This is a genomic window from Novosphingobium sediminicola (assembly GCF_014196525.1).
GTDB lineage: Bacteria > Pseudomonadota > Alphaproteobacteria > Sphingomonadales > Sphingomonadaceae > Novosphingobium > Novosphingobium sediminicola.
Window position 1 is genome coordinate 26,055 of record NZ_JACIDX010000020.1, and the last position, 19,261, is coordinate 45,315.

Here is a 19,261-nt window from a genome sequence, read left to right on the forward strand (position 1 = left end):
CGGCGGTCCAGGACGGCATGCCAAAGCGTGCGCCTTGCCGGTCTCCCATGCATGACAGGCGACTGGATCTTCTGATGCGGGGTCCATCAGGCGGTGTGGGGCGCGAGGGGGCTCCGCGGCCCATGGGCGCCCAACTGTGAATGCACGTTGGCGCGGCCGGCGATCGGTCGAGGCGGGCGGACGAGCATCACCGGGCAATCCAAATGATCCAGCAGATAGCTGGCCGTTCCCCCGATCGACAGATCGCTGCAATGCCTGCCGCCTTGCCCTTTGGCCGAAATCACGACCAGGTCAGGCGCCAATTCGCCGAGCACCCTGAGCAAGGTGCTGCGCGTATCGCCCTTGGCGCAAAGGATGCTCGCGGCCAGTCCCTGATCGATCAGGTGCCGCCGGGTGGATTCCATAAATCCGCAGGCCGCCTGCTCATTGCGCTGGTCAAGGCGCTTGCGCAGTTCGATGTCGCCGGTGGCCAGCGGTCCGAATTCAGTGAGCGCGCCGTCGGGCACGACATGAACCAGCAACAGTTCCGCCTGCGATTTCCGGGCCAGCCGGACCGCCTCGGCAAGGGCCGCTTCGGCATAATTCGAACCATCGACAGGCACCGCGATGCGCCGCATCATGACTTCACGCGGCGTATAGCCGGAGGGCACCAGCAAAACCGAGCCCAGCTGGGAGTCGGCAATCAGCCTGGCCACCTGTCCGGCGGTTTCGCGATACTCGTCGGCATGGGGAGAACCGATCACGGTCAGGGCGCCCGCCTCGCAGGCCCGATGGCCTAGCGCACTGAGCCAGTCACCCTCGCTGAGCTCCACGGAAACAGCTTGGGGCAGCTGCGGCAACATGTCTCGCCAACGGGCAAGTTCTCTACGAGCTTCCTGCCTGCGCAAACTCCAGGCAAGAGGATCGGGAATGGCCGACAGATCGGATGCTTCAGGCATAGCATGAAACAGGATCAACGGCCTTACGCTGGACCTTGCAAAATCGGCGGCAGCCAGCACGACGTCGCGCGAATGGCGTGAACCGTCGACAAAAGCAATCACCGGACTTTCTGCCGACGCCTTGAGAATGAAGTTATGCGGATTGGACGGGAGTGCCATGATTAACGGCCCTTGGGCTGAAAGAGGGGATGCGAGGATTGCCTGGAAGACCGGCAAAGGCTCACACATGTTTGAGGTCCAAAACTTCGGCAAATGGGCTGATCGACGTTATCCGGAATGTTACGGGTAAGGTTTGCGAAGTTGGATGCGCAACCAATATTTTTATACAAAATCATTTATTTAATATAATTCACATCCAAACATTGCGATCAGACCGGCCGATTGTCACGTCAGAATGAAGAGGCAAGCACAACGTTGACAGACGGCAAAGACGATCAAAATGCGCCTTGCCGCCCGTCCGCCGATGGCCGGATCTAGCCGATTGCGATCTTGCGCAGTCGCTGATCCGCATCCTTGTCCTTTTTCATCTCGAGTTTGAGGACCCCGTCCTTCATCTTGGCTTCAATCGAGGCCGGATCCACGTCGCGCGGCAAAGTGAAGCGGCGGCGAAACGCGCCGTAACTGCGCTCGCTGATGATATAGCCGTCCTCCTTTGTCTCGGTTTCCGCCTTTTTCTCGCCGGATATTGTCAGAACATCATTGTCGAGTTCGATCGAAATATCCTTCTCCGGCACCCCCGGCATCTCGACAGAAAGCAGATAGCCGCCATCCTTTTCGACCATTTCGGTAACCGGCATGGTATCGAGCGAGATGTTCGGGAATGTGAGAAGTCCGTGCATGGTCCTGCCAAAGGGAAGGTCATCAAACAATCGGTCAATCTCGCCGCGCAACCAGTTGATCGGGCCGCCGGATTTCACTTCAACAGCCTGCTTTGTGCCCAATACGGGAACACTCGTCTGCTCGTTCATGATGCACTCCTGAAATTGGTGGTGAGGCAGCCGGCTCTCGGATCTTGCCCCGGACCGGGCTGATCCAAGGGCTACGTCGTGGCTGCGGGCTGCCATATCAGGTATGATACGGATGTCTGCCGGACAGGTAGGCATACCACCCTCACCGGCAGGCTTTTGGGAGGCCTCCTATGTCGACATCAACCATGCGTGCCATGCAACTTGATACGCCGGGCCAGCCGCTCAGGCCTACAAACCGACCAATCCCGGAACCGGGGCCGGGAGAAGTCCTTGTCGCCATATCCGCATGCGGCGTGTGCCGCACCGACCTGCACGTGGTGGATGGGGACATTCGCAACGGGCTGCCCATTGTGCCGGGGCACGAGATCGTCGGCAAAATTGCGAAGATCGGCGCCGACGTGTCCTCCTTCGCAATCGGAGAGCGGGTAGGAATACCATGGCTCGGCCAGACTTGCGGCACATGCCACTATTGCGCCAGCCATCGTGAAAATCTCTGCGATGCTCCGCTCTTTACCGGGTTTTCGCGTGATGGCGGCTTTGCCAGCCATTGTGTTGCCGATGCGAACTACTGCTTTCGCCTTCCTGACAGCTTCGATGATATCCATGCCGCACCTTTGCTGTGCGCGGGGCTTATTGGATATCGAGCCTACAGAATGGCCGGCGAGGCGCCCGTCCTTGGCCTTTACGGCTTTGGCGCGGCGGCCCATATTCTGGCCCAGCTCGCCGTTTGGGAAAGGCGCAAGGTATTCGCCTTCACCCGTGACGACGATATTGCCGGACAGGCCTTTGCGCGCAGTCTGGGCTGCGCATGGGCCGGAGGTTCGAACGAAGCTCCCCCCGAAGCGATGGATGCCGCCATCATCTTTGCTCCGGTCGGTGCGCTGGTGCCCACCGCGCTGCGACATATACGCAAGGGCGGCCGGGTGGTCTGTGCGGGCATCCATATGTCCGACATACCTTCCTTCGCCTATAACGACCTCTGGGGAGAGCGGGCCATCCTGTCCGTTGCCAATCTCACCAGAGCGGATGGCACCGAATTTCTGGCACTGGCCGAACAGGTCCGGATCCGCACAAAAGTGACGTCCATGCCCCTTCTTGAGGCCAATGCAGCCTTGAACCGGCTCCGCTCCGGCGAGGTCGAGGGCGCATTTGTGCTGGTTCCCTGACCGCTCATATCGGTATCTTTCCCAATGGTGGGCATGTCCGGCGCGGATAGTTTTGCATCTCGTTTTCGGAGTGCAATCTATGAAAAACATCCTTGTGCTTGTTCATGATGACAAAGGTCAGGAGGCCCGCCTTCAGGTCGCGCTTGATATGGTCAGAGCGCTCGAGGGACACCTTGCCTGCCTCGATGTCGAACTGCTTCCGATGGTGGCGGCCGATTCCCACAGCAGCATGGCGGCCGCCCAACTGGTATGCGAAGAACATGACCGCTCCGCCGCCAATCGTACCCGCATCACCGACTATCTCGCGCGCGAAGGTGTTTCATGGGACTGGCACAGAGTGATCGGAATGCCCGATACAGCCATTGAGGATGCGGTCGGACCGGCAGACATCCTCGTCCTGTCCAGCGATCTCGACAAAGACGATCCTGTCGAACTGCGCCATCTGATCAACCGGATTGTAATAGGAATAAAGCGACCGATTGTTGCGGTTCCCAAGGGCTGCAAGAGGCTCGATCTGAACGGAACCGCCCTTGTTGCCTGGGATGGTTCGCGCGAGGCCGATCAGGCCCTGCATGACGCCGTGCCCCTGCTAAACCTTGCGGGCGAGGTCATTATGATAGATGCCAATGAACCCAATGGGCCTTTTGCCGCGGAATCAGCCGCCGTCTATCTGTCCCGTCACGGCATTCACCCCATTGTCGAAACAGTCCAGATCGAAAGCGGCCAGACAATCTATGCCGCAATCCTTGCCAGAGCCAGCGCGGCCAATGCCGCCTATATCGTGATGGGCGCCTATGGGCACTCGCCCACCCTTGAGTCATTTTTTGGCGGTGTCACTCGCTCGATACTGGCAAAGAGCGATCGGCCCGTTGTTCTGGCCCATTGAAAACCGTCACTGGCGAAGGGCTGACGGCAAAGGACAGATCAGCCCTGTCCCTCCTGCCGACGGCAGGCCAAACAACCGTCCTTTGATGAACAGCCCGGACGTCCGCAATCGAGATTGAGGCAGCCCGGGCGAGTTCTATTATGATGCCTGCATGGATTGGCTCTGCGCCCTCATGTTGCGGCATCACAGCACGATGATGTGATCTTCCACTTGCGTGACGCCGGGGGCCGCCCATGCCGCCTGTTCGGCAACGCGCCGCTCATAGGGTGCGCGAACCTTGCCGCCAAGCGTCACTTTCCCGCCATCCAGCGTAATGGTGACAGCAGCCGCATCCAGATCGGCCTGCCGCTCAAAGGCATCTTGGATTCGCTTGCGCACTTCCGGCGAAGATACATGGGATGCGACGAGTATGTTATTGGAAACGCCGGTAACCCCGCTGATCCGTGCGGCGACCTGACTGGCTTCATCACGCTGATAATGCCAATCGACTGTCCCGGTCAGCGTTACCCAGCCATGCTCGACCGTCACATGGATCCGATCCTCAGGGATGAGGACCGCCCAATGCATGATATCGACAATGCGCTTGGCAATTTCATGGTCGGCCGTCTTGGGGTCGGTTTTGAAGCGTACCTGCAATTCCTGAGCGATGGCCTTGACGCCGCTGACCCGCCGCGCAGCCCGTTCGGCCGCGAGTTTCTCGGCATAGCTCTTCACATAACCGCTTAACGTGACCACTCCATCAACTACAGCAACCCCAATGTCTGCCTGGTCAATGCTCGGTTCCCATTCGAGTTCAGCGACGACATCGCCTTGCAATTGGACATCCGTTTTCATGGCATTACATCTCCTAAACATATCTAAAAATTGATATTATGCTGGCATAAACTTGCCCCCTGAAAGGCTTGATCGGCGCAATCTGGCCACCAGACCCCGACACAAGTATTCGCAATGTTACGGAGCGATTATGGCGCGCGGAGCTCTCGCAGCGCTTGCCTTATGCCGTACAATGAACACGGCAGCATAAGGTACCAGGGGCAGAAGAAGTCTGCTTTGCCTCTGCACAATCATATCGGCAGAGTTGTTCGCCGCAATGATTGGCGAAAAATCGTTGCGCAAACGCTGCAATCGCCAATCACATGCAATAAGATAGAACGATCTGTAGCAATACTAGGACGATTTTATCATCGTGACCTGCCCCCCGGTAGTCCCTCGATCATAACGAGAGGCTTGGGGTTGAATGACCCTGTCCCTGAAAATGCCTCCAGCGGGAATGAGAGGAATCTGGCAAAATTGAAGCTGATTGGAGCTGGAGATTTTGCATGAAGAAATCGAAGTTCGCGGGCGAGCAGATAGCGTTTGCGCTGCGCCAGGCCGAGGTTGGCACACCGGTCGCAGAGGTGTGTCGGAAGATGGGAGTTTCGGAGGCGACATATTATCGCTGGAAGCAATTGTATGGCGGCCTTGGCCCATCTGAACTACGCAAGATGCGACAGCTCGAGGAGGAGAACCTGAAGCTGAAGCGGCTTGTTGCCGACTTGTCGCTGGACAAGGCCATGCTCCAGGAGGTTCTGGCAAAAAAAGTCTAGCGCCTGGCCGACTGCGGAAGATCGCCTACTGGGTGCAGGATCGATACCGGGTGAGCGAGCGGCGCAGTTGTGCCGTTCTCCGGTTCGATCGCAAGACGCACCGTTACCGATCAATCCGAGGCGACCAGGCGCCACTGAGAAACAGGATCAAGGACATCGCCGCGACGCGCGTGCGCTATGGCTATCGTCGTATCCATGTGCTGCTTAGGCGGGAAGGCTGGGCGATCAATGTGAAGCGCGTACATCGCCTTTATCGCCTGGAGGGCTTGAATTTACGGGCTAAACGCCCGCGTCGGCATGTTATGGCCGCCCGGCGGGTGGAGCGTCCGCTGCCCATGCGCGCCAATGAGATCTGGGCGATGGACTTCGTGTCTGACGCCTTGTTCAACGGCAAGCGATTCCGGGCGCTGACCGTTGTCGATGCCTACACCCGCGAATGTCTGGCAATCCACGTCGATCAGGGGATCAAGGGTGAGCAGGTGGTCGAGGCCATGGATCGTTTGCTGTTTCAGCGCGGCGTTCCGCCAGCCAAGATCAGGGTAGACAATGGCCCCGAATTTATCTCCCGGGCGCTCGATCATTGGGCCTACATCAACCGGGTGACGCTGGACTTCAGCAGACCCGGCAAGCCCACCGACAATGCCTTCGTAGAATCCTTCAACGACCGCCTGCGCGACGAGTGCCTCAACACGCATTGGTTCTTGTCATTGGACGATGCCAGGAGCAAGATCGAGGCGTGGCGAAAGGACTTCAACGAGAGCCGTCCTCACACATCCCTGGGGTTCATGACGCCTGCCGAATTTGCTTCATCGGCCGGGGTTAACCCCGGCCGATGAAGCGCCGGATCTCTCGTTCTGGCCGGTGGCAATTCCGGGACAGGGTCAGGTCACGTCACATCGCCTGAACCAAATCGGTCGTCATATCGAGCAACTCGACGCGTAGATCGCGACGAATTTTGCAGTTCCCCCTACGCGGACCGTAGCGTTCGGGTAGGTCACGCCACAGAGCAACGGATCGATCATGCCCCATTCGAAGTCGGTTTGACCGTATGGGCATCAAGGACGCCTTAGAGGTTTGAGGCCAACCGGCTCAGTCCAAGAAAGTAAGATGGTTCCTCCAAGGTAGAGGACTCAAAAAAAAGCGCGCCTCATTGAGCGATCAGACGATAGCCGATACCACGCACAGCTTCGATCATCTCGCTGCAGCCTGCCGTCACCAGCTTTTGTCTCAATTTGGAAAGATGGCTGTCAACCACACGGTCATAGGCATCGCTATCGGGAAGCGCGGATTCCAGCAGTTCACTGCGCGAGAAAGCCCGATGCGGTTGTCGGGCCAAATGGACCAAGATGGCAAATTCGGTTGGAGTCAGCGCCAAACGGATATCCCCCCCCTCGCCCCGGCAGGTCACAATCCGCGCCTCGGTATCAATCAACAGCGGCCCGACATGAACCGACCTGCGTGAGGCCTGTCCCTCCACCCGGCGCAATACGGCGCGAATGCGTTCGATCACCTCATTAGGATTGAAGGGCTTGACGATATAATCGTCCGCTCCGACCCGCAATGATGACAATTTGGTCACATCGTCATGCACAGCGGTCACCATGATGACGGGCGTTTCGAAACGTTTGCGGATCGTGGTCAAAACATCCAGCCCATCCCCGCCGGGCAATCCGATATCAAGCAACAGCATATCAGGTCGCTGGCTGGCATGCAGGCGGATCGCCTCGGCGACACTCACCGCGCGGTCCACTTCAAAACCGGCGCTCCTGACATAAGTCGCCAATAATTCGGCAATCTCACGCTCGTCTTCAACAATCAGGATACGCTGTGCCATCTTTATGTCCTTTCCCCGCCACTCCTTGGCCATGGAATATGGAGGAATCATGGAGAAGCACCTTCATCGTTTCTCCATGATTCCTCCATGCGCCCTACACATCCCGGCCGGATCAAGCGGTTGTAACGCGGGCCACCAAGGCCTGCGTCAACATCGAGGGTCACCATGCGAAACAACAAGTTCACACTCGTTCTGGCCGCAGCCTTGTGCGGGATCAGCCTCCCGGCGCTTGCCCAGCAAGCCGACACGGACAAGGGCATTTACGGCGTGGGGCGCGTTGGCGCCACGTTCGGCACGGGCCAGAAACTGGGCTCGCTGCCCGACAGGTCTGCCTTCAGCGCCGATTCCGATTACAAGCCGGGCATCACGGGCGAACTGGGCATTGGCTATGATTTTGGCCTCTTTCGGGTGGAGCAAACCGCAGGCTACACGCAATTCAAGCCCAAGGCGAGCAGTGGCGCCATCGGCAACACCGACGCCTTCACGGTCAGCGTGGCAGGCTATGTGGACATTCCCACCGGCACGCGCTTTGAGCCCTATGTCGGCGCCGGTGCCGGAGCGGCGCGGGTTCAGGCCCGCGCCGCGCAATCCGCCAACAGCCTGTCGAGCGCCTACAACGGCAAGGACTGGGGCTTTCTCTGGCATGCGGATGCCGGTGTCGGCTATCGGCTGACTTCGAAAATGACGGTGGAGGTCGGCGGACGCTACAGCCAGATCGGCAGTCTGAGCTTTTCCGGCCAAAACAATACGATAAACACCACTTATCACCCCAAATTGAACACGTGGTCAGGAGCGATTGGTCTCCGTTACCGTTTTTGATCACGTTGTGGCTGCCCGTGCTTTCGGCCCCATCCATCCCCGGGCCGGGCAGCCGCACCTTATCCTATGATCCGGAGATTGATCCAATGCCAGACTTCCCCCGCCTACCATGGGCAATAGCCGCGCTCGCCTTACCCGTCCTCGCCGGATGCATCGGCCCAAAGCCGCATGCCTATGCCGACATGCCGTCACGCACCCAACTGCATGTCAATGACGGACGCCATGCAGCCCGCACGCCCCTCACCTTTTCGGAGGCCGCCGACTGGAACCGTTATCGCCAGATCATCATTGACCCTGTCGAGGTCTACAAGGGTGCTGACGCCGACTTTGGCAAGATCCGCCCGCGCGATCAGGAGACCCTGGCCCGATATATGCACGAACGCTTCTCCAGAAGCCTCTCGCATGATTACCGCATCGTCGAAAGAACAGGACCAGACACGCTGCGGCTGCACCTGATACTGACCGGTGCCAGTGTTACGCCACCCGTGGTCGGCACGCTGACTCATTTCGATCTGGCGGGCGGCCTGTACAACACGATGCAGGGGGTGCGCGGAAAGCAGGGCATGATGTCCGGCGCGGTGGTCTATGCCGTGGAAATTCGCGATGCGCAAAGCAACCGTTTGCTGCATGCGCAGGTGACCAAGCAATATCCCGGCGCCCTGAACATTCCGGCCAGTTTTGGCGCGCTCAAGGCCGCAAAGGTCGGGATCGACAAAGGCGCGAAAGAATTGACGCAGGACCTGTTGCGCGGTGATCTGCCCGGCGCCAGCGCCGGACAGCCTGTCGACTGAGGCTACGGCGCAAGCGGAAGTTCAACCACGAAGCAGGCGCCGCTGCGATCCTGTCGATTATGGGCGGAAATCCGTCCGCCATGATCCTCCACCAGCCTGGCAGCGAGCGCCAGGCCCAAGCCGATACCCGGCCGCCCGGCGTGGCGGTTGGCCTCATCCCGCCAGAAGGGCGTGAACAGCATATCGCGCCTGTCCTCGGCAAATCCCGGGCCTTCATCGGTGATGCTTGCAATGGCCTTGCCGTCATTAACCCGCAGATCCAGCGTGACCAGACAGTCATTGGGCGCATGCTTGATCGCATTGGCAACGATATTGGTGAAAACCTGCGCCAGACGGACCGGGTCCGCCATCACCGGCGCAGGTTGATACTGTTCCGAAAACGTCACTCCACGCAGCGCCACCACCGGGCGAATGTCGGCGACCACGCGACGCATCACCTCGCCGACATCCACCTGGCGGCGATCAAGGGGCAACTGGCGCATATTGGCCCGAGCCAGGGTATCAAGATCATTCACCAGCGTCAGCAGGTGCTCGACCTGCTGCAACAGACGGCTTGCCTCTCCGACAGCAGGGTCAATGATACCGTCCTCGATACCGTGCAGGCGCCCTTTCAGAATGGTGAGAGGGGTGCGCAATTCATGCGCAACGCCTGCCGTCAAAAGCTGACGTTCACGCTCGTAGGTCTCAACCTCGCCGACCAGTGCGTTGAAACTGTCGATCAATTGCGCGACCTCAATGGAGGCGCCGCTGGAGTCCACCCGCACGCTGCGGTCTCCGGCCGCAGCCTGGGCGGCAGCTTGGGCCACCGCAATCACAGGCCTGCTGATCCGGCGCGCAACCACCATCGCCATCAACCCTCCGATGCCGGTGGACATCAGGATGATGAACAGCACAGCCGGAATATGCTCGACCCTCAGGCTGGTCCAGCCATAGCGGTCATAAATCTCGTAGAAGCGGCTGCTGTGCATCTGTCCATGGGTGACGAGGTAATCAATCTCCGCGCGTGCCTGCAACGGCATGTCGCGCTTCAGATCGATCAATTGCAGGCTAATCGCCGCATAATAAACAATCATGCCAATGATCGAGGTGATGAGGGTCATCATCAAGGCCATCAGCCACATGCGCCCGACAATGGTCTGAAAAGGAAAGCGAAAGCGTCCAAGCATAGCAACCCTGCCGTAAACGATAATTCCATGGCCGACAGCAGCGATGGGCCTGCGGATGGCGGGGATCAAGCTGTAATTGCCGCCTCCACAAAACCTCCATCATTCCGTGGCAGGACGCGCCTGAAGAAAAGCTACCCCATCGAAAGAAAGGTCATTTCATGCATACAGGCATTTGGCTTGCCCTGCTGACCCCAACCATCCTTCTTACCCCCACCCCGGCCATGGCGCATGGCACCAGCCAATGGCGTATTGCCGGTGACATCAGCGGCAAATCCTTTGTGGTGAAATGTCAGTTCGAGGAAAAAGGCCAGCATCTGGGCGGTAACTGCGTTGATCTCGTCACCGGCGCCTCCGGTCCTGACAAAGTGGGCAAGAGCCATCAACTGATCGATGGAAGCCTACGGGGAAACGACATGACATGGTCCTATGGGGTCAAGGTGATGCTGATGCCGGTTGAAATCAGGTTTACCGGACAAATCAATGGCGCACGCATGATGGGCACCATCAGCGCCAAGGGCCGTCAGGGCACTTTCTCGGCAACCCGCCTGTAAAGATTTCGACGAAGATCACTGCTATCGGCCCTGCCCGCGCCTTTGTCCGTAACCCCATTTCCGCGCCAAAGGCGCCCACACCAACGCCAACGCTTCTGGCAGGGCGGCCGTTTCGCGACTACATCCGGCAGCATCGCGGCGACCGCCCGTCCTGGCTGGCGCGATAAAAGGCGCCAGCACATCCCATTCGCGATCCATCCGAGCTGTACCAGTCCCATCCCATCTCTTCGCAAAGACGGCTGAATCACAACATGCTGGTATCGCGCCACAACTTTCGGATCTGGCTCTCAGGCGCCGCCTCTGCATGCCGAATTGGGAACAAATCGAACCAGTAGTTTCGCGCAATACTGGCCCCACCTTCCGGATCGTTGTTGCGCCCGCACGTCTTGTTGCGCAGCTGTAGATTCGACTGGTTGTAAATCCCGCGAGCCCGTTTCATGTTGATCTTCCAGCCTTCACAACAACTAAGGACATACGCCCGCCGCTAGCCATAGCCAACGTAGGTCTCACAGATCACTCGGATGCAGGCTTCAAGGGCGGCCTGCTCCAACGGAACGAATAATAGTGACAGGTTACCCCGAAAAATTCCGATCACGAACGGTCCGGTTTTCGGAGGTCAGATCAGGCAGAGCCTTGACGCCGATCTATTTACGATCCTCAAGCCCCATGCGCATTCCGGGCGACATTGCGCCGACCATCCGCCGTTTCAACATTCAGGCCAAGGTGTGCCACCGCTCAATCATCCTGTCCGCATCGCCGGAAGACCTTATTCGCCCTGGCGTTCGCACCAATCGAGGCGCCGGGGCGGCCTGCATCAGGCCATCATGCTCGATGTAGCTCGCGCGCGCGGCATGGTGGGGGTGATCGGCGACTTCCTGCGCGGTCAGCACCGGAAAGACGCAGGCATCGCTTCCCTCAAACAGGGCGGCCCAATGGTCCCTTGGCCATCTGGCAAAAGTGGCCGCCAGCACGCCCGTCAAACCGCCCCAGCGCGATGTGTCATATTGCGCCGACACCCATTCCGACAGACCCAGCCGGTCCATCATGCTCCGGAAAAACGCAGGCTCCAGCGGGCCGACAGAAATTTCGCCGCCATCGCTACACAGATAGGTGCGGTAAAAAGGCGCGGCCCCGCCCAGCAGATTATCCGCCCGATCCAGCGACAGCCGCCCGGAAGGCGCAAGGCCCGTGAACATCGTCATCATTGAGGCCACGCCGTCGATGATCGCCGCATCCACCACCTGCCCCTTGCCGGAGCGCTCCCGCTCCCACAAAGCCGCCAGAATACCGAGCAGCAAGAACATCGACCCACCGCCAAAATCACCCACCAGATTGAGCGGGATCGCGGCAGGCTCTCCCGGCCGCCCCATCGCGGCCAATGCGCCGGACAGGGCGATATAATTGACATCATGCCCGGCCCGTTGCGCTAATGGCCCTTCCTGCCCCCAGCCGGTGATGCGGCCATAGATTAGGCGCTCATTTTCGCCGCACAACACTTCGGGGCCAAGCCCCAGCCGCTCCATCACACCGGGGCGAAAACCTTCGATCACCACATCGGCCAGACGGGCCGCCTGAAGGCACCAGTCGCGCCCCTCAGGCGAGCGAATATCGACCACCTTGCCGGCCCTGCCCCTGTCAACAATGGGATTGGGCCAGCCATTGCCACCCTCACGATCGATCCGCAAAACATCGGCGCCCAAGTCGGACAGCAACATCGCGGCATGAGGCCCCGGACCTATACCGGCAAATTCCAGTACTTTCAGCCCGGCCAACGGCCCCTGCCCGACGGCCTCTTCTCGTGTCATTTCCCCTTCCATTCGGGCTTGCGCTTCTGGGCAAAGGCCAGCGGCCCTTCCACGGCATCTTCGGAGGCCAGCATCGCTTCCATCGCGGAAAACTGCCACTGCGCCGCCATGGCTTCGGCCACGGACAGAGTACGCGACAACATCACCGATTGCTTGGTGGCGCGCACGGAAAGCGGGCTGCACTCGATGATCTGCGCCGCCCATTCCCGGGCCAGCGCCAGCACGTCGTCCTGCGTCACCTCGTTGACAAAGCCCAGCGCATGGCCTTCTGTCGCCGAGACACGGCGCCCGGTCAACAACATGCCCATCGCCTGTTTCAGGCCGATCTGCGCCGGAAGCCTTTGCAGCCCCCCCGCCAGCGCGGCCAGCCCCACCTTCACCTCCGGCAGGGCAAAGAGGGCGCGCTCATGCGCCACGATGAGATCACAGGCCAGCGCGATCTCGAAACCGCCGCCCATGGCCACGCCATTCACCGCCGCGATCACCGGCTTGGTCAGGTCAAACCTTGCCGTCAGCCCGGCAAAGCCCTTGGGCGGCGTTTCCAGCCCGCCGCCCGACGCCTGCTGTTTCAGATCATGGCCCGCGCAAAAGGCTTTTTCGCCCGCGCCGGTAATGATGGCCACCCATTGGCTGTCGTCCTTGGCAAAATCGTCAAAGATCGCTTCCAGTTCGCGGTGGGCGGCGGCATTCAGCGCATTATGCGCCTCGGGCCGGTTGATGGTGATGATGGTCAGCGGCCCTTCCCGCTCGACCAGCGCATAGGTCATTGTCATGATAAAACTCCTCAGACGGCGAAAGCAGCCAGCCTGTCGCGGATGATGGTTTCAGCCTCGCCCACCATGCGGGCCAGCAACTGGGCGCAGGTGGGAATGTCATGGATCAGCCCCTGCACCTGTCCGGCCCAGACCAGCCCGGCGTCCAGATCTCCGGTTTCCAGCGCCACGCGCCCCTTCGCACCCGAAACCAGCGGGCGAATATCCTCGAAGACCGCCTCGGGCCGGGCGGAAATCTCCACCACCTGCTTGGAAACCGAGCTGGCCGCCACACGCCCGGTGTTGTGAAAGCGGCGAAAGATCAGGCGGGTGTCGCGCTCGCTGTTGCCCACGATGAACTGCTTGATGCGGTCATGGATCGGCGCTTCTGCCGTGGCGCAAAAGCGTGTGCCCATATTGACCCCTTCAGCCCCCAGCGCCAGCGCGGCGGCAAGGCCCCGTCCATCGCCGATCCCTCCCGATGCGAGCATCGGAATGCTGACCTGATCGGCCGCCGCCGGGATCAGGATCAGGCCCGGAATGTCATCCTCGCCGGGGTGGCCTGCGCATTCGAAACCGTCGATGCTGATGATATCCACCCCCATCTTCTGGGCCGAAACCGCATGTCGCACCGCCGTGCATTTGTGCAGCACGGTGATGCCGTGGCTTTTGAGATCCTCGATATGTTCGCGCGGATTATGGCCCGCCGTTTCAACGATCTTCACCCCGCTTTCGATAATTGCGCGGCGATATTCGGCATAGGGCGGCGGGCTGACCGCGGGCAGGATGGTCAGGTTCACCCCGAAAGGCTTGTCCGTCATCGCGCGGCAGCGGTCAATCTCGCGGCGCAGATCATCAGGCGTCGGCTGGGTCAGCGCGGTCAGGATGCCAAGCCCGCCCGCATTGGACACCGCACTGGCCAACTCGGCCCGGCCCACCCACATCATGCCCCCTTGAACAATGGGATGCGCAATGCCCAGCATCCGGGTGATGCGTGTGTTGAGCGCCATTACAATGCCTCCACGATGGTGACATTGGCAATGCCGCCGCCCTCACACACGGTCTGCAGCCCATAACGCAGCCCTCGCGCACGCAGGGCATGGATCAGCGTGGTCATCAGCTTGGTCCCCGTCGCGCCCAACGGATGGCCCAGCGCAATCGCCCCGCCGTTGACATTCAGCCGGTCCGGGTCCGCCCCCAGCGCCTTAGCCCAGGCCAGCGGAACCGGGGCAAAAGCTTCGTTCACCTCGTAGAGGTCAATGTCGCCGATGCTCATGCCCGCCTTGGTCAGCGCCTTGCGCGTGGCGTTGATCGGCTCCTCCAGCATGATGACCGGATCGCCCGCCGTCACGGTCATATTGACGATCCGCGCCACCGGGGTCAGGTTGTGGGCCTTGAGCGCCGCCGCGCTGACCACCAGCACCCCGCTGGCGCCATCACAGATCTGGCTGGCATTGGCCGCCGAAATCGCGCCCCCTTCACTCAGCAATTTGACCGAGCCGATGCTTTCCAGCGTGGCGTCCGCGCGAATGCCTTCGTCGCGCGCGTGCCATCCGCCCTCAATGGCCAGCGGCACGATCTCCTTGGCGAACCACCCCGCCTGCGTAGCGGCATGGGCCCGCTGATGGCTTTGCAGGGCGAAGCGGTCGAGCGCTTCACGGTCAAAACCATATTTGCGGGCGATCATCTCGGCCCCTTCAAACTGGCTGAAACCCTTGACTCCAAAGCGGTCGAGGATGCTCTGGCTGAACGGCCCCACCCCCACGCCATCGGCGGCATGATAGCTGATGTTTGAAAACATCGGCACGCGGGTCATGCTTTCCGCGCCCGCCGCGATCACCACATCCTGCGTCCCGCTCATCACCGCTTGGGCGGCAAATTGCAGACATTGCTGGCTGGACCCGCATTGGCGGTCGACGGTGACGGCGGGCACCGTCTGCGGCAATTTCGAGGCCAGCACAGCGTTGCGAGCAAAGGCAAAGCCCTGTTCGCCCGCCTGCGTCACACAGCCCAGCACGACATCCTCAATGGCCGCCGGGTCAATCCCGCTGCGCTCGACCAGCGCATTGAGCACCTGCGCGCCCATATCCGCCGGATGCCAACCGGCCAAGGCCCCCTTGCGTTTGCCTCCGGCGGTGCGGACGGCCTCGACGATATAAGCTTCGCTCATGGGTTGGTCCTTTCGGTAAAATCGGGTTTGCGGCGCGTCAGAAAGGCGGCGATCCCCTCGCGTGCCTCGGGGCCATCTCCAGCCACTGCGATGCGCGCGGCCTCCAGATCGAGATGGCTGGCCAGATCGTTCTGAAAGCTGGCGGCCAGCAAAGCGCGGGCTCCGCCGATCGCCCGCGTCGGGCCATTGGCCAGCGATGCGGCCAGAGCCAGACCTTCGCGCAGCAGATCATCGGGCGCTACAACCCGCGTGACCAGACCGATGACGGCGGCTTCCTCGGTACCTATGCGGCGGTTGGTGATGATCATGTCCTGCGCGCGGCGCAGACCGACAAGGCGCGGCAAGAGCCAACTCATCCCGCCATCAGGCGTCAGGCCCACGCCGCCATAGGCCGCAGTAAAATGCGTATTCGCCGCGCACAGGACCACATCCCCGGAAATGGCCAGACTGAGCCCTGCCCCCGCCGCCGGACCATTGACCAGCGTGACCAGCGGCTTGGCCATCGCGGCGAGTTTCAGGACAGAGCGGTGCAGCGCGCCGGCCAGATCAAACAGGAAGGCCCCTGCATCCGTGCCCGCATCGGCAAAGGCGCCAATATCCCCGCCACCGCAAAACAATTTGCCCGCGCCCGTCAGGACCACACAGCGCACGCCATCATCAGCGATGACCTCATCGACCCGCTGCTCCAATGCCAGCGCCAGCGCCATATTGACCGTATTGCCCGCCGCCGGTCGGTTCAGCGTCAGCACAGCCACCGCGCCATGGCGGTCAAGAAGAACGTCCGATGCTGTCATGAACATGCCTCCATCGCTTCGCGCGCCAGCCTTGCCAGACGGGGAAAGGCCCCGGCCCGCTGCTGCGCCTGCGCATTGCTGGCATTGCCGCGCAGCACGCGGCCCTTGATGCCGTGAAAAATCGCGGCCAGTCGAAAGAACTGGAACGCCAGGTAAAAGTCCCAATTGTCGATGCCGGTCCGCCCGGAGCGCTGACAATAAAGGGCGATATAATCGGCCTCGGACGGCAGGCCCAAAGGAACAGGGTCCGCCCCGCCCAGCCCCGCTACAATGTCAGGCGGCATGCGATACATCATCGCGTGATAGGCAAAATCGGCCAGCGGATGGCCCAGCGTCGACAATTCCCAGTCCAGCACCGCCAGAACGCGCGGCTGTGTCGGGTGAAAGATCATATTGTCACAGCGGAAATCGCCATGGACAATCGCGGTCTCATCGCCCGGCGGAATGGCACCGGGCAGCCATGCCACCAGCGCGTCCATATTCTCGTCCCGCCCGGCCAGTTCATCGTCCAGATACTGACGCGACCAGCGCGCGATCTGCCGCGCGAAATAATTGCCCGGACGCCCATAATTGCCGAGGCCGACCGAGGCCGGTTCCACGCCGTGCAGCCCGGCGATGATCCGGTTCATCTCGTCAAAATAGGCGGCGCGATGCTCCACCGAGACATCGGTGAAACCGGCGTTCCAAAACACCCGACCCTCGATCATCTCCATGATATAGAAATCATTGCCGATGATCGCCGGATCGCTGCAAACGCCCAGAATGCGCGCCACGGGCACATCGGAACCGGCCAGCGCCTGCTGCACCCGCGCCTCGCGCAGCACGTCATGCGCACCTTTCAGCACCGCGCCGGGCGGCTTGCGGCGCAGCACATAGCGCGCATCAGGGGTGGACAGGCGATAGGTCGGGTTCGACTGCCCCCCATTGAACTGGGCAAGGGTCAGCGGTCCGGAAAAACCGGCAATATGCTGCGCCATCCAGTCCGACAGCGCCGCCTCGTCAAGGGCGGCGCGCACCGCGCCCGCGCCCTTATTCGCCTGCTCAATATCCGACGCGCCCAGAGGTTCAGGAAGCATGGCTCTGCCTCCAATCCCGCCGGATCTTTTTGGCCAGACTCCATTTGTGCACTTCGGTCGGCCCGTCATAGATGCGAAAGGCGCGGATTTCGCGGAACACCTGTTCGACGATGGTCTTGTCGGTCACGCCGGTTCCGCCCATCACCTGAACACAGCGGTCGGCGATGCGCATCAGCGCCTCGGACACGGCCACCTTGGTCATGCTGCTTTCCACCGTGCCGGGGTTGCCCGCATCCAGCACATCGGCGCACCAGTCGATCATCACTTCGGCCTGTTTGAGATCGATCATGTTTTCGGCCAGCATGAATCCAACCCCTTCATGCTCGATCAGCAGCTTGCCGAAACCCATTCGGCGGTTGGCGTAATCCGTGGCGATTTCATGCGCGCGGCGGCACGCGCCCAGCCAGCGCATGCAATGCGACAGCCGCGCCGGGGCCAGACGCACCTGCGCATAGATGAAACCCTCGCCCGCATTGCCCAGCATCTGATCGGCGGGAATACGCAGGTTCTCAATGGCGACCTCGCAATGGCCGCCGGGCATCGAGCTGTCGATGGTGTCCGGCACATGGGTGATGCGGATCGCCGGATCGGGCAGATCGACCAGAAACATACAGGCCCCGCCTTCGGTGCCCGGCTCCTCCGAACGGGCCATGACAATGCCGATCCCGGCGCCGTCGGCCCCGGTGCTGAAACATTTATGGCCATTGACCAGCCAGTGATTGCCATCGCGCCGACAGGTGGTGATCATCATCGACGGATCAGACCCCGCACCCTGCATCGCGGCCGGTTCGGTCATGAAAAAGCAGGAGCGCACACGCCCCGCGACGAGCGGGGTCAGAAAACGCTCACGGATCGCCGCGCTGCCCACCTTGCCCAGCAGGAACATATTGCCTTCATCGGGCGCGGCCGTGTTGCACGCTATAGGCCCCAGCGGAGACAGGCCACTGGCCGCCAGCACCAGTGCGGTTTCACGCTGGGTCAGATGCGATCCATCGGGCAGGATATGCGGCGTCAGTACACCCGCCGCCCGCGCCTTGTCGCGCAGTTCAAGGATCAGATCCTCGCCCGGCCCGCCATGGGCATCGCGGCGCGGGTCGCGCTCATAGGGCGCCACCACATCGCGGACAAAGGCCTCCACCTTGTCTGCCAGCGCCCTTGCCGCCTCCATGCCGATGCCCGTCATCACTTTGGCGCCATACGGATCGCGCCGTCCAGACGGATCACCTCGGCATTCAGCATGGGATTGGTGACAATCGCCTCGACCATATGCGCATATTCGCGCGGTTGACCCAGGCGGCTGGGGAAAGGCACCTGCTTGCCCAGCGAATCCTGCGCTTCCTTTGGCAGGGTGGCCAGCAGCGGCGTCCAGAAAATGCCCGGCGCAATCGTGTTTACACGGATGCCGATCCGCGCAAATTCACGCGCGATGGGCAATGCCATGGCCACCACGCCGCCCTTGCTGGCGGCATAGGCGGGCTGGCCGATCTGGCCATCAAAGGCCGCGACGCTGGCGGTGTTGACGATCACGCCGCGTTCGCCATCGGCGTTCAGCGCATCAGCATCGGCCAAACGCGCGGCAAATTTCGACAGCACGTTGAATGTGCCGATCAGGTTGATGTTGATGATCTTGGCAAATTCGCTGAGCGGCAGCGGCGCGCCTTCGCGATTCAACACTTTGGCGGGCGGACCGATCCCGGCGCAATTGACCAGAATCCGCGCCTTGCCATGCAGACCCTCGGCCTCCGCTATCGCATTTTGCACGGCTTCTTCGTCGGTCACATTGACCGGTCGGTAAAGGCCGCCGATCTCCTTGGCCTTCGCCTCGCCCAAACCCGCGTTGAGGTCAAAAATCGTCACGCGGGCGCCGCGCGCCGCCAGCATCTCCGCCGTGGCCGCGCCCAGACCGGACGCACCACCGGTCACAATGGCCGCCATTCCTTGAATGTCCATTTTTCGTCT

At 61.0% G+C, this 19,261-nt stretch carries 20 protein-coding genes; 6 read left to right on the plus strand and 14 right to left on the minus strand.

Annotated features, from left to right (window positions below; translation table 11 throughout):
* Positions 1-86: 86 nt before the first annotated feature.
* Positions 87-1,097: a universal stress protein gene (locus tag GGR38_RS20475; RefSeq protein ID WP_183628247.1), complete on the minus strand. Its 1,011-nt coding sequence runs from the start codon at positions 1,095-1,097 to the stop codon at positions 87-89.
* A 314-nt stretch (positions 1,098-1,411) separates the two neighbouring features.
* Complete coding sequence (locus tag GGR38_RS20480; RefSeq protein ID WP_183628249.1) at positions 1,412-1,906, minus strand: Hsp20/alpha crystallin family protein; 495 nt, start codon at positions 1,904-1,906, stop codon at positions 1,412-1,414.
* A 194-nt stretch (positions 1,907-2,100) separates the two neighbouring features.
* Here GGR38_RS20480 and GGR38_RS20485 point away from each other — a divergent pair, with 194 nt between their 5' ends.
* Complete coding sequence (locus GGR38_RS20485; RefSeq protein ID WP_425497078.1) at positions 2,101-3,072, plus strand: zinc-dependent alcohol dehydrogenase family protein; 972 nt, start codon at positions 2,101-2,103, stop codon at positions 3,070-3,072.
* A gap of 79 nt (positions 3,073-3,151) precedes the next feature.
* Positions 3,152-3,958 (plus strand): universal stress protein, encoded by an 807-nt coding sequence (locus GGR38_RS20490; protein ID WP_183628251.1) that lies wholly within the window; start codon positions 3,152-3,154, stop codon positions 3,956-3,958.
* Between the two features lie 183 nt (positions 3,959-4,141).
* On the opposite strand, the gene GGR38_RS20495 is transcribed toward GGR38_RS20490, so the two are convergent.
* Positions 4,142-4,792: a BON domain-containing protein gene (locus tag GGR38_RS20495; RefSeq protein WP_183628253.1), complete on the minus strand. Its 651-nt coding sequence runs from the start codon at positions 4,790-4,792 to the stop codon at positions 4,142-4,144.
* 485 nt (positions 4,793-5,277) lie between these two features.
* On the opposite strand from GGR38_RS20495, the gene GGR38_RS20500 reads away from it, so the two are divergent.
* Positions 5,278-6,380 (plus strand): IS3 family transposase gene (locus GGR38_RS20500; RefSeq protein WP_183628255.1). Its coding sequence is split into 2 segments (ribosomal slippage): positions 5,278-5,539 and positions 5,539-6,380, totalling 1,104 coding nucleotides; the frame shifts between segments, so codons are not numbered across the junction.
* Positions 6,381-6,691: 311 nt separating this feature from the next.
* Here GGR38_RS20500 and GGR38_RS20505 read toward each other — a convergent pair.
* Positions 6,692-7,429, minus strand: a complete 738-nt coding sequence (locus GGR38_RS20505) for a response regulator (RefSeq protein ID WP_246405108.1) — start codon at positions 7,427-7,429, stop codon at positions 6,692-6,694.
* Positions 7,430-7,543: 114 nt separating this feature from the next.
* On the opposite strand from GGR38_RS20505, the gene GGR38_RS20510 reads away from it, so the two are divergent.
* Positions 7,544-8,197: an outer membrane protein gene (locus GGR38_RS20510; protein ID WP_183628257.1), complete on the plus strand. Its 654-nt coding sequence runs from the start codon at positions 7,544-7,546 to the stop codon at positions 8,195-8,197.
* Positions 8,161-8,988, plus strand: coding sequence for a DUF3313 domain-containing protein (locus GGR38_RS20515; protein WP_221227180.1), 828 nt, complete (start codon positions 8,161-8,163; stop codon positions 8,986-8,988). Before GGR38_RS20510 ends, GGR38_RS20515 begins: the two co-directional genes overlap by 37 nt.
* A 2-nt stretch (positions 8,989-8,990) precedes the next feature.
* Here the strand turns inward: GGR38_RS20515 and GGR38_RS20520 are convergent, their stop codons facing one another.
* Complete coding sequence (locus GGR38_RS20520) at positions 8,991-10,223, minus strand: sensor histidine kinase (protein WP_183628259.1); 1,233 nt, start codon at positions 10,221-10,223, stop codon at positions 8,991-8,993.
* A 62-nt stretch (positions 10,224-10,285) separates the two neighbouring features.
* The gene (locus tag GGR38_RS24015) at positions 10,286-10,534 is read right to left on the minus strand and encodes a hypothetical protein (RefSeq protein WP_221227181.1); all 249 of its coding nucleotides are present in this window, start codon (positions 10,532-10,534) and stop codon (positions 10,286-10,288) included.
* A 33-nt stretch (positions 10,535-10,567) separates the two neighbouring features.
* Here GGR38_RS24015 and GGR38_RS24020 point away from each other — a divergent pair, with 33 nt between their 5' ends.
* Positions 10,568-10,705, plus strand: a complete 138-nt coding sequence (locus GGR38_RS24020) for a hypothetical protein (protein WP_221227182.1) — start codon at positions 10,568-10,570, stop codon at positions 10,703-10,705.
* Between the two features lie 713 nt (positions 10,706-11,418).
* Here GGR38_RS24020 and GGR38_RS20530 read toward each other — a convergent pair.
* From GGR38_RS20530 to GGR38_RS20565, 8 genes are read right to left on the minus strand one after another with little or no spacing between them, the layout of a single operon-like run.
* On the minus strand, positions 11,419-12,510 hold the full coding sequence (locus GGR38_RS20530) for a CaiB/BaiF CoA transferase family protein (RefSeq protein WP_183628263.1): 1,092 nt from the start codon (positions 12,508-12,510) through the stop codon (positions 11,419-11,421).
* Positions 12,507-13,283, minus strand: a complete 777-nt coding sequence (locus GGR38_RS20535) for an enoyl-CoA hydratase-related protein (protein WP_183628264.1) — start codon at positions 13,281-13,283, stop codon at positions 12,507-12,509. Before GGR38_RS20535 ends, GGR38_RS20530 begins: the two co-directional genes overlap by 4 nt.
* Before the next feature lie 11 nt (positions 13,284-13,294).
* Positions 13,295-14,272, minus strand: a complete 978-nt coding sequence (locus GGR38_RS20540) for an NAD(P)H-dependent flavin oxidoreductase (RefSeq protein ID WP_183628266.1) — start codon at positions 14,270-14,272, stop codon at positions 13,295-13,297.
* Complete coding sequence (locus tag GGR38_RS20545) at positions 14,272-15,432, minus strand: acetyl-CoA C-acetyltransferase (RefSeq protein ID WP_183628269.1); 1,161 nt, start codon at positions 15,430-15,432, stop codon at positions 14,272-14,274. The genes GGR38_RS20540 and GGR38_RS20545 overlap by 1 nt, the downstream gene beginning before the upstream one ends.
* Positions 15,429-16,226 (minus strand): enoyl-CoA hydratase/isomerase family protein, encoded by a 798-nt coding sequence (locus GGR38_RS20550; RefSeq protein WP_183628270.1) that lies wholly within the window; start codon positions 16,224-16,226, stop codon positions 15,429-15,431. Before GGR38_RS20550 ends, GGR38_RS20545 begins: the two co-directional genes overlap by 4 nt.
* Positions 16,223-17,302, minus strand: coding sequence for a phosphotransferase (locus tag GGR38_RS20555; RefSeq protein WP_183628272.1), 1,080 nt, complete (start codon positions 17,300-17,302; stop codon positions 16,223-16,225). The genes GGR38_RS20550 and GGR38_RS20555 overlap by 4 nt, the downstream gene beginning before the upstream one ends.
* Positions 17,292-18,485, minus strand: a complete 1,194-nt coding sequence (locus GGR38_RS20560) for an acyl-CoA dehydrogenase family protein (RefSeq protein ID WP_183628274.1) — start codon at positions 18,483-18,485, stop codon at positions 17,292-17,294. The genes GGR38_RS20555 and GGR38_RS20560 overlap by 11 nt, the downstream gene beginning before the upstream one ends.
* The gene (locus tag GGR38_RS20565; protein ID WP_183628276.1) at positions 18,485-19,252 is read right to left on the minus strand and encodes an SDR family NAD(P)-dependent oxidoreductase; all 768 of its coding nucleotides are present in this window, start codon (positions 19,250-19,252) and stop codon (positions 18,485-18,487) included. The genes GGR38_RS20560 and GGR38_RS20565 overlap by 1 nt, the downstream gene beginning before the upstream one ends.
* Positions 19,253-19,261: the final 9 nt, after the last annotated feature.

Excerpts from the sequence above, each read along its gene's own strand:
- GGR38_RS20560 (WP_183628274.1), bottom strand. The coding sequence starts at position 18,485 with ATGACGGGCATCGGCATGGAGGCGGCAAGGGCGCTGGCAGACAAGGTG.
- GGR38_RS20555 (WP_183628272.1), bottom strand. The coding sequence starts at position 17,302 with ATGCTTCCTGAACCTCTGGGCGCGTCGGATATTGAGCAGGCGAATAAG.
- GGR38_RS20550 (WP_183628270.1), bottom strand. The coding sequence starts at position 16,226 with ATGACAGCATCGGACGTTCTTCTTGACCGCCATGGCGCGGTGGCTGTG.
- GGR38_RS20485 (WP_425497078.1), top strand. The coding sequence starts at position 2,101 with ATGCAACTTGATACGCCGGGCCAGCCGCTCAGGCCTACAAACCGACCA.
- GGR38_RS20545 (WP_183628269.1), bottom strand. The coding sequence starts at position 15,432 with ATGAGCGAAGCTTATATCGTCGAGGCCGTCCGCACCGCCGGAGGCAAA.
- GGR38_RS20540 (WP_183628266.1), bottom strand. The coding sequence starts at position 14,272 with ATGGCGCTCAACACACGCATCACCCGGATGCTGGGCATTGCGCATCCC.
- GGR38_RS20495 (WP_183628253.1), bottom strand. The coding sequence starts at position 4,792 with ATGAAAACGGATGTCCAATTGCAAGGCGATGTCGTCGCTGAACTCGAA.
- GGR38_RS20510 (WP_183628257.1), top strand. The coding sequence starts at position 7,544 with ATGCGAAACAACAAGTTCACACTCGTTCTGGCCGCAGCCTTGTGCGGG.
- GGR38_RS20475 (WP_183628247.1), bottom strand. The coding sequence starts at position 1,097 with ATGGCACTCCCGTCCAATCCGCATAACTTCATTCTCAAGGCGTCGGCA.
- GGR38_RS24015 (WP_221227181.1), bottom strand. The coding sequence starts at position 10,534 with ATGGCTCTTGCCCACTTTGTCAGGACCGGAGGCGCCGGTGACGAGATC.
- GGR38_RS20505 (WP_246405108.1), bottom strand. The coding sequence starts at position 7,429 with ATGATTCCTCCATATTCCATGGCCAAGGAGTGGCGGGGAAAGGACATA.
- GGR38_RS20490 (WP_183628251.1), top strand. The coding sequence starts at position 3,152 with ATGAAAAACATCCTTGTGCTTGTTCATGATGACAAAGGTCAGGAGGCC.
- GGR38_RS20535 (WP_183628264.1), bottom strand. The coding sequence starts at position 13,283 with ATGACAATGACCTATGCGCTGGTCGAGCGGGAAGGGCCGCTGACCATC.
- GGR38_RS24020 (WP_221227182.1), top strand. The coding sequence starts at position 10,568 with ATGACATGGTCCTATGGGGTCAAGGTGATGCTGATGCCGGTTGAAATC.
- GGR38_RS20565 (WP_183628276.1), bottom strand. The coding sequence starts at position 19,252 with ATGGACATTCAAGGAATGGCGGCCATTGTGACCGGTGGTGCGTCCGGT.
- GGR38_RS20530 (WP_183628263.1), bottom strand. The coding sequence starts at position 12,510 with ATGACACGAGAAGAGGCCGTCGGGCAGGGGCCGTTGGCCGGGCTGAAA.
- GGR38_RS20480 (WP_183628249.1), bottom strand. The coding sequence starts at position 1,906 with ATGAACGAGCAGACGAGTGTTCCCGTATTGGGCACAAAGCAGGCTGTT.